The organism is Devosia sp. J20-27, assembly GCF_055808595.1.
This window is the reverse complement of record NZ_CM147875.1, coordinates 278,544-291,804: the sequence shown is the minus strand read 5'-3', so window position 1 is coordinate 291,804 and position 13,261 is coordinate 278,544. Positions and strand designations below refer to the sequence as shown.

The window sequence follows — 13,261 nt, the reverse complement described above, 5'->3', positions numbered from 1 at the left end:
CATGGCACGCATCCGCTTCGAAAATATCTCCAAGACCTTCGGCGCCTTCACCGCCGTCGAGGATCTCGATCTCGACATCGCCGATGGCGAGTTCTTCGTCCTGCTCGGCCCCACCGGCGCCGGCAAGACCACCACGCTGCGCATGATCGCCGGCCTCGACAAGCCGACCGTCGGGCACCTCCATATCGGCGAGCACGAGGTCAACAGCTGGGGACCCGCCGAGCGCGACGTGGCACTGGTGCTGCAGCAATACTCGCTCTATCCGCGCCTGACGGTGCGCGAGAACCTCGCCTTCCCGCTCAAGTCGCGGGTCCGCAACCTGCCGCCGGACGAAATCGCCAAGCGCATCGACTATGCGTCGAAAACCCTGCGCATCGGCCATCTGCTCGATCGCAAGACCGACCGGCTGTCGGGCGGCGAGATGCAGCGCGTCTCCATTGGTCGCGCCATCGTCCGCGAGCCCCAGGTGTTCCTCATGGACGAGCCGCTGTCGGCCCTCGACGCCAAGCTGCGCGAGAGTCTGCGCTCCGAGCTCAAGGACCTGCAGATGCGGCTGGGCGCCACCTTCATCTTCGTCACCCACGACCAGGTCGAGGCCATGACCATGGGCGACCGCATCGGCATCCTGCATGAGGGCAGGCTGGTGCAGGTCGGCACGCCGCAGGATGTCTACAGCAATCCGCGCGACACCTTCGTCGCCAGCTTCGTCGGCTCGCCCGCCATCAATCTGCTGAAGGGCAATTTGGCCGGCAACGCCGCCGTCGTCGCACCGAAACTCTTCGAGCTGCCGTTCACTGGTCAGTCGCACGGCGAGGGCGCCTATACCTTCGGCATCCGTCCCGAGAACGTCACCGTCGAGGCCGGTGCCCCGGTCGAGGCGCAGATCCACGATATCGAGAACCACGGCATCGAAAAGATCGTCACCATGCGCGTCGGCAACAATTTCGTCCGCGCCACCGTGCCGGCCCGCGTCAACGTCTCCCTCGAGGAAACTGTCCGCTTCGGCTGGAACCCCGACAAGGTGATGCTCTTCGACACGAAATCCGGCCTCAACCTCCACCACAGGGCGGCATGACGGCGGGAAAGGAAAAGCCTTTCGCACAGAGATTTTAGGGTTACGCAGAATCCGAGGAGAATACCCATGGCCGATCACACCAACACCTTTCCAAAACTCCACAACGCCATGTGGCCCGGCGTGGTCGGCAAGGGCTCCGGCGATGGCGAGCCGATCATCGGCCTCGACACCCTCCTCAACCTGACGGCGAAAGCCGAGTACGAGGGCCAGAAGTTCGACGGCGTCGACCTGTGGCTGGCCGATCCACATATCTCCATCGACAGCGACCGTGACGAGGTCAAGCGCAAGGCCGACCACATCGCCGGCTTCGGTCTCAACATCGGCTCCTTCGTGGCGCCGATCTGGGGTGGCGCCGGCGGCGGCTCCGCCATGGGCGACAAGGAGGAGCGCGACCGCTTCCTGACCCAGGTCCGCAAGGCCTGCGTCATCGGTAGGCAGATGCGCGAACTGGGCGTCCGTCCGACCGGCGGCGTCCGCATCGACAGCTCCACCGGCGTCGAGGCCTGGGACAAGGACCCCGAGGGCAACACCCGGCTGATCGCCGACACCTTCCGCGAAGCCGGCCGCATCGCCCAGGATCACGGCGAGTTCCTCGTCGCCGAAGGCGAGATCTGTTGGGGCGGCATGCACTCCTGGCGAGAGAACGTCAAACTGCTCGAAATGGTCAACATGCCCGGCGTCGTCGGCTACCAGGCCGACATGGCGCACTCGATGCTCTTCGTGCTCGGTGCCAACGCCGAAAAGGACCGCATCCTGCCCAAGGATTTCGACTGGTCCGACAAGGACGCGCTCGACGCCGCCTACCGCAAGGTAGCCGACGCCCTGCGCCCCTGGACCCTCGATTTCCACGTCGCCCAGAACGATGGCACCACCTTCGGCTCGGGCGATCACGAAAAGACCGGCCGCCATTGTCAGATCGATGATCCCAACGGCCGGCTCGATGTCGTCAAGCATGCCGGCTACTGGCTCCGCGACGCCAATGGCGAACTCACCAGGACCATGCGCCACATCTGCTGGGACGGCTGCATGTTCCCCAACGCCGTGATGGAAACCCAGGAGACCTGGAACAAGATTCTCGGTGCCATGGTCAGGGTGCGCGATGCGCATGGCTGGCGCGAGTAGACCCGTTCATTTGACGTTCATCGGCAAGGCAGGATCATGACCAAGCAACTCAATATCGGCATGGTGGGCTACGGCTTCATGGCCCGTGCCCACTCCAATGCATGGGCCAATGTCGCCCACTTTTTCGACACCGGCTACCGCCCCGTACTGAAGGCCGTTGCGGCCAGAAATACCAGCAAGGTCAGGCACTTCGCTGACATGTGGGGCTACGATTCGGTCGAGTCGGACTGGCGCGCCCTGATCGATCGCAAGGACATCGACGCCATCGATATCTGCGTCCCCAACGACCTCCACGCCGAGATCGCCATCGCCGCCGCCAATGCCGGCAAGATGGTCCTCTCCGAAAAGCCCCTCGCCCGCACCGAAGCCGAGGGCAAGCCCATGGTCGATGCGGTCGAGAAGGCCGGCGTCCCCAACATGGTCTGGTACAACTACCGCCGCGTTCCCGCCGTCATGCTGATCAAGCACATGGTCGAGGCCGGCAAGCTGGGCAAGATCTTCCATTACCGCGCCAAGTTCCTGCAGGACTGGACGATTTCGCCCGACGTACCGCAGGGCGGCGCCGCCACCTGGCGGCTCGATGTCGAGGCCGCCGGCTCCGGCGTCACCGGCGATCTGCTCGCCCACTGCCTCGACACCGCCACCTGGATCAACGGCGGCATCACCTCGCTGACGGCGATGACCGAGACCTTCATCAAGGAGCGCACCCACGCCGGCACCGGCCAGAAGCAGCCCGTCGGCATCGACGACGCGGCAGCCGTGCTCACGCGCTTTTCCAACGGCTCGCTCGGCACCTTCGAATCCACTCGCTACGCCCGCGGCCACAAGGCCGGCTACACGCTGGAAATCAACGGCGAAAAGGGTTCGCTCGCCTGGGACCTGCACGATCTCAACCGCCTGCAATATTTCGACCACGGCGTCGAAGGCGCCCAACGCGGCTGGACCAATATCCTCGTCACCGACGGCGACCACCCCTACCTCGGCAAGTGGTGGGTGCCCGGCCTGATCATCGGCTACGAACACTCCTTCACCCATCAGGTCGCCGACTTCCTCGAAGGGTTGAAGACCGGCAAGCCGGCCGCGCCGACCTTCCGTGAGGCCCTTGGCACAAACCGCGTCTGCGACGCCATCCTTGCCTCGGGCAAGTCCGGCGCCTGGGTGCACCTGTGAAGCTTGGCTTCAACCTGCTGCTATGGGCCACGCATGTCACGGACGCGCACTGGCCCATCATCGAGAAGCTGCAGGCCACCGGCTATGACGGCGTCGAGATTCCGATGTTCGAGGGCGACGTCGCCCACTACGAAAAGCTCGGCAAGCGCCTCGCTGCCGCCGGCCTGAAGGCCTCCGGCATCGGCGTCATGCCGGGCGGCGGCAAGAGCGCCGTGTCGGCCGACAAGGCCGAGCGCGCCGCCGCGCTCGATCACATCAAGTGGCTGATCGATTGCACCGCCGCCATTGGCGGCGATGTGGCTGCCGGTCCCTTCCACCAGCCGCTGGGCGAGTTCTCCGGCGCCGGTCCGACAGCCGATGAAGTCAGCCGCTGCGTCGAGGTGCACAAGGCCGCCGCGCAATATGCGGCAGGGCAGGGCATCACCCTCGCGGTCGAGCCGCTCAACCGCTTCGAGTGCTACTTCCTCAATACCGCCGGGCAGGCCGCCGATCTGGTCAAAAAGGTCGCCGAGCCCAACTACGGCTATCTCTACGATACCTTCCACTTCAACATCGAAGAGAACTCGATCAACGACGTCATCCCGGCCACCATCGGCCAGATCAGTCACGTCCATATCTCGGAAAACAACCGCGGCGTTCCCGGCGCCGGGCACATCGATTTCCAGTCCGTGTTCAAGGCCCTCAAGGCCGCCGGCTGGGACGGCTGGATGACCATCGAGGCCTTCGGCTCGGCGCTGCCCGACCTCGCCGCCGCCACCAAGATCTGGCGGCCGCTGTTCGAGCGTCCCGAGGATGTCTACGAAAAGGGCTTCCGACTGATGCGCGACGGCTGGGACCGCGCCTGACAGCACCATCAGTGCCTCGCAACTCTCAGCCCTCAGGGTGAGCTTCCTCATGGTGAGCCTGTCGAACCGCGAACCACGAGGGCACGAACCGACGTCCTACGCGACGTTGTCGCCTAAGCGACGTTGTCGAGATACCATCGATAGGTCTCGGCGATGCCGTCGCGGAGATCGATCTTCGGGCGCCAGCCCATGTCCCTGAGCTTTGAGCCGTCCATCAGCTTGCGCGGCGTACCGTCGGGCTTGCTCGGGTCGGTGACGATCTCGGCCTCAAGCCCCACCACCTCGCAGATCAGTCGCGCCAGCCCGTAAATGCTGATCTCCTGTTCCGAGCCGACATTGACGTGCTCGTGCCCGGAATAGCTCTTGAGCAGGAACACCAGCGCGTCGGCGCAATCGTCGACATGCAGGAACTCGCGATAGGCCGCGCCGCTGCCCCAGATCTGCAGCGACCGGTTGCCTGCCATCTTCGCCTCATGCGCCTTGCGCATCAGTGCCGGCAGCACATGGCTCGATTTCAGGTCGAAATTGTCATGCGGCCCGTAGAGATTGGTCGGCATGGCGGAGATGTAGTCGGCCCCGTGCTGCTTGCGATAGGCCTGCGCCAGCTTGATGCCGGCAATCTTGGCAATCGCATACCATTCGTTGGTCGGCTCCAGCGGTCCGGTCAGCAGGCTGTCCTCGCGCATCGGCTGCGCCGCCAGGCGCGGATAGATGCAGCTCGATCCCAGGAACAGCAGCTTGTCCACCCCGGCGCGGTAGGCCGCCTCCACCAGGTTCGCCTCGATCATCAGGTTGTCGTAGAGGAAGTCCGCCGGCAGGCTGTCATTGGCGAGAATGCCACCGACCTTGGCTGCCGCCACGATCACCGCGTCGGGCTTCTGCGCCGCCACCCAGTCTTCGACCTCGGCCTGGCGCTTGAGATCGACATCGGCCCGCCCGGCCGTCAGCACGGTACAGCCTTCGCTGGCCAGCCGCCGCACCAGCGCCGCGCCCACCATGCCGCGATGTCCCGCCACATAGATGCGTTTACCGGTGAGGTCGTAGTCGGTCATCGAGCAGTCTCCAGCGCCGCCTCCATCTAGTCGGAGCCGGCCAAAAGCGCAAATGCCTCAGGCCAGATGCCGCTTCATGTCGGGCAGCAGCACGGTGAGCAGCCCGGCCAGCGGCAGGAACGAGCAGATCCAGAACACATACTCGATGCCGGTGACGTCGGCCAAAGCCCCGAGCGCCGCCGCGGCAATGCCGCCGGCGCCAAAGGCAAAGCCGAAAAAGATGCCGGCAATCATCCCCACGCGTCCGGGCATCAGCTCCTGCGCGAACACCACGATGGCCGAGAACGCCGACGAGAAGATCAGCCCGATGATGATGGTCAGCACCACCGTCCAGGTGAAGTCGGCATAGGGCAGGGCGAGGGTGAACGGCAGCACCCCGAGGATCGAGAACCAGATCACGAATTTCGGCCCGAAGCGGTCGCCGATAGGACCGCCGAGGATCACCCCGGCCGCCGACGCCCCGAGATAGACGAACAGCAGCACCTGCGCGTCCTGCACCCCGACGGCGAACTTCTCGATCAGGAAGAACGTGTAGTAGCTCGAAACGCTGGCCATATAGGCATTCTTGGTCACCGTCAGCACGGTCAGGACAGCCAGCGCGATCAGCGTCGTCCGCTGGTCGAAGATCAGCGTGGTGCTTGCTGCCGCCTTGCCGGCATTGGCGCGGCGGTGCGCCGCGTACCAGGCGCCGACCCGCCACAGGATGAAGATCCCCACCAGCGAGCCGGCCGCAAACCACGACACGCTCCACTGCCCGTTCTTGAGCACGATGAACGCCGCCAGCAACGGTCCGACCGCCGACCCGGCATTGCCGCCGACCTGGAACAGCGACTGCGCCAGCCCGTGCCGTCCGCCCGACGCCAGCCGCGCCACCCGGCTTGCCTCCGGGTGGAAGATCGCCGACCCGAGACCGACCAGCGCCGATCCCAGCAGCAGCATTTCATAGCTATGTGCAAACCCCAGCACGAAGAGGCCGACAAGGCTCGACGCCATCCCCACGGGCAGCGAATAGGGCAGCGGTCGCCGGTCGGTGTACATGCCGATCACCGGCTGCAGCAGCGATGCCGTCACCTGGAAGGTGAAGGTCAGGAGCCCGATCTGCACGAAGTCCAGCCCGTAATTGTCTTTGAGGATCGGATAGATCGCCGTCAGCATCGACTGCATCACGTCATTGATGAAATGGCAGAGCGAGACGGCGAGGATGATCGGCAGCGTGGTCTTGAGGACCAGCGGGCGGGCAGCGGCAAGGGCGTCAGTCACGTCGGAACTCCGGAAGCAGGACCCGCGTCGCAGGTCCGGGCAAACTAACATGTCAGTTTGCGGCCGTCAGCGGCATTTGCCTGTGAATCCGTCCACTTCGGTTCCGATTTGCGACAACCATCCGGTCCAAAAGCGCTTGCAAGCGCGGCCTGCGGCATGGCTAATGGCCGCGGTTTTGCGAGAGGATCACTATGCCGACGATCGTTCCGGTTATCCTGGCAGGCGGGCAGGGCACCCGGCTTTGGCCGATGTCGCGCTCGGCGCGCCCCAAGCAGTTTCTGGTGCTGACGGGAACTGAAAGCTCGTTCCAGCAGACACTGCGCCGCGTCGCCGACACCGATCGCTACGAAGCGCCGATCATCGTCACCAATGCCGAATACCGCTTCCTCGTCGCCGAGCAGGCGCAGGAACTGGGCATGACCCCGGCCGGCGTGCTGCTCGAGCCCGTTGCGCGCAACACCACCGCCGCCATTGCCGCCGCCGCCGTTCATGCGCGCAACACCTTCGGCCCCGAAGCGGTGATCCACGTCCTCTCCTCCGACCACGATGTCGTCACCGATGACAATTACTGGTGGTCGGTCGATACCGCCGCCGCCGCCGCCCGCGACGGCCGCCTCGTCACCTTCGGCGTCACCCCCACCTCGCCCGAAACCGGCTACGGTTATATCGAGGCCGGCCCCGAGACCGCCAAGGGCGTCCATGCCGTCGCCCGCTTCGTCGAAAAGCCCGACGCCCGGAACGCCGGCCGCATGATCGATGCCGGCGGCTATTACTGGAACACCGGCATGTTCATGCTCGGGGTCGAACCCTTCCTCGCCGAGGCACAGAACCTCGCCCCCGAGGCCTGCGCTGCCGCCGAGGCCGCCGTCGCCAAGGCCAAGGTCGATCTCGATTTCATCCGTCTCGATGCCGAGAGCTTCGCGACCGCCCCCAACATCTCGATCGACTACGCGGTGTTCGAAAAGACCCGGCTCGTCTCGCTGATCCCGGTCACCTACTCCTGGTCCGATGTCGGCAGCTGGGACTCGGTCTGGAAAGTCTCGCCCAAGGACACGGCCGACAATGTCTCGAACGGCAATGTCACGCTTTCCAACACCCGCCACTCGCTGGTGCTGACCGATCGTGCCCACGTCGCCGTCGAAGGCATGGACGATATTGCGGTGATCGCCACCGAGGACGCCGTCTATGTCGGCAAGCTCACCGAGGCGCAGAAGGTCGGGCCGCTGGTCAAGGCTTTGCGCGCCAACCCCGAGACTGCCCCTACCACCGAAATCCACAAGACCGCCTACCGGCCCTGGGGCGGTTACTCGTCCATCCTCAATGGCGACCGCTTCCAGGTGAAGCGGCTCTTCGTCAAGCCGGGCAAGCGCCTCAGCCTGCAGAAGCACCACCATCGCGCCGAGCACTGGATTGTCGTGCGCGGCACCGCCGAAGTCACCCGCGACGGCGAGGTCCTGATGCTGAGCGAAAACGAGTCGATCTACCTGCCGCTCGGCTGCACTCACCGCCTCGCCAATCCGGGCAAGATTCTGCTCGAGCTGATCGAGGTGCAGACCGGTTCCTATCTCGGCGAAGACGACATCATCCGCATCGAAGACGAATTCGGCCGCGCCTGAGCGCGACCGTTTCGTTGATCAGGCGAGGCCGCGGCTGACTAGTCTACGCAAGGAGCCCCTGCCACCAGGATGCCCTCACCGGGTAGGTGTTTGAGGTTGAGGGTGACACACTCAACCTTGTTGCAGGGGTCGGCCGCCGCCAGGTTCAGGACCAGCGTGCCGAGCTGGCTGTCGTAGCGATAGCCGGCATCGGCAATCAGATTCGGGCAGCCGGCGCTGGTGATAGGCGACGACAGCGAGTTGGGGTTGTCGAGACGGTCACAGAATCCGCCCGGCCGCTGATAGCCTTCAGGTCCCCCTGGGCTGCAGAGTTCCGTCCGGCTTGACGATGCGCTCTGCACCGCCGCCGAGGCGTGCAGCGGGGTGGCAGCCAGCATGGCGACGGCAAGCGAATAGGCGATCAGCTTGGGCATTGTGTGTGCGTCCTTATGAGTCGAAGGCTGACGACCGTATGGACCGCACCCCGCACCCACAACCCGCCGCGGCGCAATCTGTTGATAACTCAAGACCTTCGCGCCCGAAACAGGCACCGGTTGGTCCCGCTGGCGCAGCGCGCTTGACATGCCGTTGTAGTGTGTTACATAACTAGTACACCAACAAGGCGCGACGATGAGCCAGTTCAACAATTCACAACCGATCTTCGTCCAGATCAGGCAAAGGATCATCGAGATGATTTTGAAGAAAACCGCCGCGGAAGGCGATGTGCTGCCGTCCGTACGGCAGATTTCGGCCGACCTCTCGGTCAACCCCCTGACTGTGACCAAAGCCTACCAGTCCCTTGTCGATATCGGCGTCGTCGAAAGCCGCCGCGGCATGGGCATGTACGTCAATGACGGCGCGCGGGAGAAACTCCTCACCCACGAACGTCAGAAATTTCTCGCCGAGGAGTGGCCCCGCATCCTCAAGCAGATCGAGGCCCTCGAACTCGACCCCACCCAACTCTTCAATCCAGGCAGTGACCAAGGCGGACACAATGAATGATCTGGCTCAACCCGTCCCGGCTCCGATCGTCTCGGCGCGCGGCCTCCGCAAGAATTTCGGCAAGACCGAAATCCTCCACGGGCTCGATTTCGACATCCCCGCGGGCCGCATCTACGGCCTCGTCGGCCACAACGGCGCCGGCAAGACCACCACGCTGAACGCGCTGCTCGGCCTCACCTCCTACGAGGGCACCGTGCGCGTGCTGGGCGAGGACCCCTATGCCCGCCGCGCCGCGCTGATGGAGAACGTCGCCTTCATCTCCGATGTCGCCAGCCTGCCGCGCTTCCTGCGGGTGCGCGAGCTGTTCGCGCTGCTCACCAACATCCATCCCAGGTTCAGCCCGGACAAGGCGCGCAGCTTCCTCGAAGGCACCGATGTGCGTATGGAAGCCCGCATCAAGAACCTCTCCAAGGGCATGATCGCGCAACTGCACCTCGCCGTCGTCATGGCCATCGATGCCAAGCTGCTGGTGCTCGACGAGCCCACGCTGGGCCTCGACATCACCTACCGCAAGCGCTTCTACCGCCGCCTGCTCGAAGACTACATGACCGAAGAGCGCACGCTGCTCATCACCACCCACCAGGTCGATGAGATCGAGTTCATGCTGTCCGACATCATGTTCATCCGCGATGGCGACCTGATCCTGCACATGCAGATGGAAACCGTCTCCACCAAGTTCAGCCAGGTGGTGGTCGATCCCGATCAGGCCGCCGCCGCCGAGGCCCTCGGCCCGATCTTTTCCGAGACCCGTTTCGGCCAGACCGTCTTCGTTTTCGATGGCGTCGAGCGTCAGAAGCTCGAACCGCTCGGCAAGGTCTCGACCCCGACCCTCAGCGACCTTTTCGTCGCTCTCATGCAGCGCCAGACGGCCAATCCGGGAGCCCGTTGATGACATCGATGATCGCCCTCATCAAGCGCGAGTATCTCGAGCATCGCGGCGCCTTCCTCTATGCGCCAGCCATCATTCTGGGCCTGCTGACGCTGGTCACGCTCGGCGCTGTCGGCCTCGACCGCATGCGCATGCCGCCGGCTTTCGCCGCAACCGGTGCCCGCGTCTTCGAGCTCGGCATGCTGGCCATGGCGCTGCTCTGGCTCATCTATCTGATGGTCTCGCTGTTCTTCTACTACGCCGATGCCTTCAACGCCGACCGGCGCAACAATTCCATGCTGTTCTGGAAATCGATGCCGGTCTCCGACTTCCAGGTTCTGTCGGCCAAGATGCTGGCCGGCTTCACCATCTTCCCGGCCCTGATCTTTGTGGCCACGCTGCTGGGCGGTTTCATCGTCTACGGTCTGACGCTTGCCGCCGCCATGCGCATCCCCGGCCTGACCGCCCCCGATCTGGGCAGCCTGCTCTGGTCGACCGGTCAGGTGTCGATGGTCAGCATCGTCTTCGCCTTCACCGCACTGCTCTGGTATGCGCCGTTCTTTGCCTGGGTGGGTGGCCTCTCCACGCTCGTCGGACGGTGGAGCATTCCGCTCGCCTTCCTCATCCCGGGCGTCCTCGGTCTCTTCGAGGGGCTCTTGACCGATGGTGGGCCCGATGGCGGCTATGTGCTGAGCTTCCTGCGCCAGCGCATGCACTTCGGCATCGAGGAAGAAGAGATGAAGCTCGGCTTCCTCACCGGCCGGCCGCTCGATGCCATGGCCCGCATCAGCGACCACCTGGCGTCCATCGACTGGACCCAGATGGCCGGCGGCCTGATCGTCGCGGCGCTGCTCGTCTACGCGGCCAGCGAATACCGGCGCCGCTTCATCATCACCTGAGCCCGAGCTGTCCAGGCCAGGTGCGGGCGCGATCCTCAGCGGATCGCGCCCGTCTTTGCGTCAGCGGTGCCGCACTAGCAAGCTTCTTCATTTCAAAACCCCTCGATGCGCAGCGATTGGCTCGCTGGCGTGAACGATCCATTCGGCGGTTGCCCTGTGGTCCTCGCCTGTCAGGCGGCCTATATCAGTTGGCATGAATGGAGGCCAAGCGTCTCCGCCCCTCCGGAGAGCGCCATGTTTGACGTCGAATCCCAGAGTGCCATCCGCACTGCCCCGCTGCTGCCGCTTACCACGACGCTGGGCCCCGTCCGCCTTGCCGTCACCGACCGCAACCAGGCGCTCGCCATCTGGCAGGACGTCGTCGGCCTCGACATCCTGCGCGAGGACACCGAAGTCCTCGAAATGGGTGTCGGTGGCAAGGTGCTGATTGTCCTCGAACTCGGCGCCCGCCTGCCGGTGGTCGAGAAAACCACCGGCCTCTATCACGTCGCCCTGCATGTGCCGACGCGACAGGATTTCGCGCACATGCTGGTGCGCGCCCTGCGGCGCCGCGTCCGCGTCTCGCCCACCGATCACCTGGTCTCCGAGGCCATCTATCTCTGGGACCTCGATGGCAATGGCATCGAGATCACTTTCGAAACGCCGTGGCGCGGCACGCTGGGCGATCCGGAATCGGGCAACTACGCCACCACCACCGATGGCCGCAAGCATTCCGGCCGCGAACCCATCGATGTCGATGGTCTGCTTGCCGAGATCGATGGCGACCTCAACGCCGTGCCGCCGCGCATGGCCCCCGGCACCCGCATCGGCCACGTGCACGTGCACGTCAACAGCCTCGAGGACGCCATGCGGTTCTACCGTGACGGCATCGGCTTTGGCGGTCTCTTCATCATTCGCGCCTTCGGCATGGGCGATGCCGGGCTCGACTATGCCCCGCATGCCATCGCCTTCAACGTCTGGGCCGGACCCAATGCCAAACCCGCCCCCGAGGGCGCCGCTGGCCTGCGCTGGTTCGGTATCGTCGTCCCCGACGTCAAGGCCCTTAACGAGGTTCGCGCCCGCCTGACCGCCCTCGGTGTCGCCGTCACTGACACCAATGAGGGCCTCCAGGCCTTCGACCCCTCGCACAACCTCGTCAAGGTCTCCGTCGCCGCCTGAGGCCGAATCTCGTCCTTCGACAAGCTCGGGATGACGCTGCTCCGAAACTCCTCAGTAGCATCATGGTGAGCCTGTCGAACCACGAGGCGTGCCGCCACAGTCCTCCAGAGCCTGCCACCGGCCTCCACCCTCCCTTCTCCCCTTGCGGGAGAAGGTGCCCGCAGGGCGGATGAGGGGTAGAAAATCCGGCCGCTACACCAGCGCCAGAAATCCCTCCACATCCTCTGCTCTGGTGGCAAAGCTCGTCACCAGGCGCACCAGTTCCTCGTCATCGTCCAGCCCGTCGGCCGGCCATTCGTAGAGCGTCGCACCGGCCGCCCGCACTTTGGCTACCGTCGCCTTCGGCAGCACCGCAAACACCTCGTTGGCCTGGCTCTGCCAGCCCAGCCGTGCCCTCTCGGCAAGACCGCCTGCCAGCCGTGCCGCCATGGCATTGGCGTGCCGCGCCGTCTGCAGCCAGCCGCCATTTTCGAAATATCCCTCGAACTGCGCCGCAATGAAGCGGGCCTTGCTGGCGGTGTGTCCCGCTCGCTGCCGCAGCGCCGGCAGGTTGGGAAACCTGCCCGGCTCGAACACCACGATCGCCTCGGCCGCCATGCAGCCGTTCTTGGTGCCGCCGAACGACAGGATATCGATCCCGGCCTTCCAGGTGATCTCGGCCGGCGACACATCGAGCGCCGCCACCGCATTGCCGAACCTCGCGCCGTCCATATGCGTGGTGAGCCCGTGTGCCCGGGCGATGCCGGTCAGCTCCGCCACCTGCGCCGGCGCATAGACCGTGCCGCACTCGCTGGCATTGGTCAGCGACAGTACCGTCGGCAGTCCGAACCGCCCGCCATAGCGACCGATCGATGCCGTCAGCGCCTTGGGGCCCATGAGGCCGTGGCGGTCGGCGACCGGGATGATCTTCATGCCGCCCGAATAGAACTCGGTGGCCCCGAACTCGTCATTGTGGATATGCGCTTCGGTGGTGGCGAATACCAGCCCGCCCGGCCGTCCCGCCGCCGCCATCGCAATGCCGTTCGCTGCCGTCCCGGTGCCGACGAAAAACACCTCCACCTCGCGCTCGAACAGCTCGGAGAACCGTGCCCCGACCGATGCGGTCAGCGGATCGGCGCCGTACCCGGCGGCAAATCCGCCATTGTGGCGCAGCACCGCCGCCATTACTGCCTCGGTGGCACCCGCCCAGTTGTCGCTTGCAAAGTTCATCGCCGA

At 64.9% G+C, this 13,261-nt stretch carries 13 protein-coding genes; 9 read left to right on the top strand and 4 right to left on the bottom strand.

From position 1 onward, the window contains the following. Nucleotide 1: 1 nt before the first annotated feature. The 4 genes from AC0L4C_RS01350 (at nucleotide 2) to AC0L4C_RS01335 (ending at nucleotide 4,212) form a co-directional block, all read left to right on the top strand. Nucleotides 2–1,075, top strand: coding sequence for an ABC transporter ATP-binding protein (locus tag AC0L4C_RS01350; RefSeq protein ID WP_473401726.1), 1,074 nt, complete (start codon nucleotides 2–4; stop codon nucleotides 1,073–1,075). 66 nt (nucleotides 1,076–1,141) lie between these two features. Beyond that, nucleotides 1,142–2,197, top strand: a complete 1,056-nt coding sequence (locus AC0L4C_RS01345; protein WP_473401725.1) for a TIM barrel protein — start codon at nucleotides 1,142–1,144, stop codon at nucleotides 2,195–2,197. A gap of 36 nt (nucleotides 2,198–2,233) precedes the next feature. Then, nucleotides 2,234–3,367: a Gfo/Idh/MocA family protein gene (locus tag AC0L4C_RS01340; RefSeq protein WP_473401724.1), complete on the top strand. Its 1,134-nt coding sequence runs from the start codon at nucleotides 2,234–2,236 to the stop codon at nucleotides 3,365–3,367. Continuing rightward, nucleotides 3,364–4,212 (top strand): sugar phosphate isomerase/epimerase family protein, encoded by an 849-nt coding sequence (locus AC0L4C_RS01335; RefSeq protein ID WP_473401723.1) that lies wholly within the window; start codon nucleotides 3,364–3,366, stop codon nucleotides 4,210–4,212. The genes AC0L4C_RS01340 and AC0L4C_RS01335 overlap by 4 nt, the downstream gene beginning before the upstream one ends. Nucleotides 4,213–4,325: 113 nt before the next feature. Here AC0L4C_RS01335 and fcl read toward each other — a convergent pair whose 3' ends face one another. Further along, complete coding sequence (fcl, locus tag AC0L4C_RS01330) at nucleotides 4,326–5,264, bottom strand: GDP-L-fucose synthase (RefSeq protein WP_473401722.1); 939 nt, start codon at nucleotides 5,262–5,264, stop codon at nucleotides 4,326–4,328. A 57-nt stretch (nucleotides 5,265–5,321) separates the two neighbouring features. Then, nucleotides 5,322–6,524: an MFS transporter gene (locus tag AC0L4C_RS01325; RefSeq protein ID WP_473401721.1), complete on the bottom strand. Its 1,203-nt coding sequence runs from the start codon at nucleotides 6,522–6,524 to the stop codon at nucleotides 5,322–5,324. Nucleotides 6,525–6,715: 191 nt separating this feature from the next. On the opposite strand from AC0L4C_RS01325, the gene AC0L4C_RS01320 reads away from it, so the two are divergent. After that, nucleotides 6,716–8,140, top strand: a complete 1,425-nt coding sequence (locus AC0L4C_RS01320) for a mannose-1-phosphate guanylyltransferase/mannose-6-phosphate isomerase (protein WP_473401720.1) — start codon at nucleotides 6,716–6,718, stop codon at nucleotides 8,138–8,140. Between the two features lie 38 nt (nucleotides 8,141–8,178). Here the strand turns inward: AC0L4C_RS01320 and AC0L4C_RS01315 are convergent, their stop codons facing one another. Further along, a complete protein-coding gene (locus AC0L4C_RS01315) occupies nucleotides 8,179–8,553 on the bottom strand; it encodes a hypothetical protein (RefSeq protein WP_473401719.1) in 375 nt (124 codons plus the stop codon). Nucleotides 8,554–8,749: 196 nt separating this feature from the next. Between AC0L4C_RS01315 and AC0L4C_RS01310 the strand changes: the two genes are divergently transcribed. The 4 genes from AC0L4C_RS01310 (at nucleotide 8,750) to AC0L4C_RS01295 (ending at nucleotide 12,046) form a co-directional block, all read left to right on the top strand. After that, nucleotides 8,750–9,121: a GntR family transcriptional regulator gene (locus AC0L4C_RS01310; protein WP_473401718.1), complete on the top strand. Its 372-nt coding sequence runs from the start codon at nucleotides 8,750–8,752 to the stop codon at nucleotides 9,119–9,121. Further along, nucleotides 9,114–10,010: an ABC transporter ATP-binding protein gene (locus AC0L4C_RS01305; RefSeq protein WP_473401717.1), complete on the top strand. Its 897-nt coding sequence runs from the start codon at nucleotides 9,114–9,116 to the stop codon at nucleotides 10,008–10,010. The genes AC0L4C_RS01310 and AC0L4C_RS01305 overlap by 8 nt, the downstream gene beginning before the upstream one ends. Beyond that, nucleotides 10,010–10,888, top strand: coding sequence for a hypothetical protein (locus AC0L4C_RS01300; RefSeq protein WP_473401716.1), 879 nt, complete (start codon nucleotides 10,010–10,012; stop codon nucleotides 10,886–10,888). The genes AC0L4C_RS01305 and AC0L4C_RS01300 overlap by 1 nt, the downstream gene beginning before the upstream one ends. 234 nt (nucleotides 10,889–11,122) lie before the next feature. Continuing rightward, nucleotides 11,123–12,046, top strand: a complete 924-nt coding sequence (locus AC0L4C_RS01295) for a VOC family protein (RefSeq protein ID WP_473401715.1) — start codon at nucleotides 11,123–11,125, stop codon at nucleotides 12,044–12,046. Nucleotides 12,047–12,238: 192 nt separating this feature from the next. On the opposite strand, the gene AC0L4C_RS01290 is transcribed toward AC0L4C_RS01295, so the two are convergent. Next, a complete protein-coding gene (locus AC0L4C_RS01290) occupies nucleotides 12,239–13,255 on the bottom strand; it encodes a threonine aldolase family protein (RefSeq protein WP_473401714.1) in 1,017 nt (338 codons plus the stop codon). Nucleotides 13,256–13,261 lie beyond the last annotated feature (6 nt).

What these genes read in the sequence shown, in the direction of transcription:
- AC0L4C_RS01350 (WP_473401726.1), top strand. Translation starts at nt 2, where the DNA reads ATGGCACGCATCCGCTTCGAAAATATCTCCAAGACCTTCGGCGCCTTC.
- AC0L4C_RS01345 (WP_473401725.1), top strand. Translation starts at nt 1,142, where the DNA reads ATGGCCGATCACACCAACACCTTTCCAAAACTCCACAACGCCATGTGG.
- AC0L4C_RS01340 (WP_473401724.1), top strand. Translation starts at nt 2,234, where the DNA reads ATGACCAAGCAACTCAATATCGGCATGGTGGGCTACGGCTTCATGGCC.
- fcl (WP_473401722.1), bottom strand. Translation starts at nt 5,264, where the DNA reads ATGACCGACTACGACCTCACCGGTAAACGCATCTATGTGGCGGGACAT.
- AC0L4C_RS01320 (WP_473401720.1), top strand. Translation starts at nt 6,716, where the DNA reads ATGCCGACGATCGTTCCGGTTATCCTGGCAGGCGGGCAGGGCACCCGG.
- AC0L4C_RS01315 (WP_473401719.1), bottom strand. Translation starts at nt 8,553, where the DNA reads ATGCCCAAGCTGATCGCCTATTCGCTTGCCGTCGCCATGCTGGCTGCC.
- AC0L4C_RS01310 (WP_473401718.1), top strand. Translation starts at nt 8,750, where the DNA reads ATGAGCCAGTTCAACAATTCACAACCGATCTTCGTCCAGATCAGGCAA.
- AC0L4C_RS01305 (WP_473401717.1), top strand. Translation starts at nt 9,114, where the DNA reads ATGAATGATCTGGCTCAACCCGTCCCGGCTCCGATCGTCTCGGCGCGC.
- AC0L4C_RS01300 (WP_473401716.1), top strand. Translation starts at nt 10,010, where the DNA reads ATGACATCGATGATCGCCCTCATCAAGCGCGAGTATCTCGAGCATCGC.
- AC0L4C_RS01295 (WP_473401715.1), top strand. Translation starts at nt 11,123, where the DNA reads ATGTTTGACGTCGAATCCCAGAGTGCCATCCGCACTGCCCCGCTGCTG.
- AC0L4C_RS01290 (WP_473401714.1), bottom strand. Translation starts at nt 13,255, where the DNA reads ATGAACTTTGCAAGCGACAACTGGGCGGGTGCCACCGAGGCAGTAATG.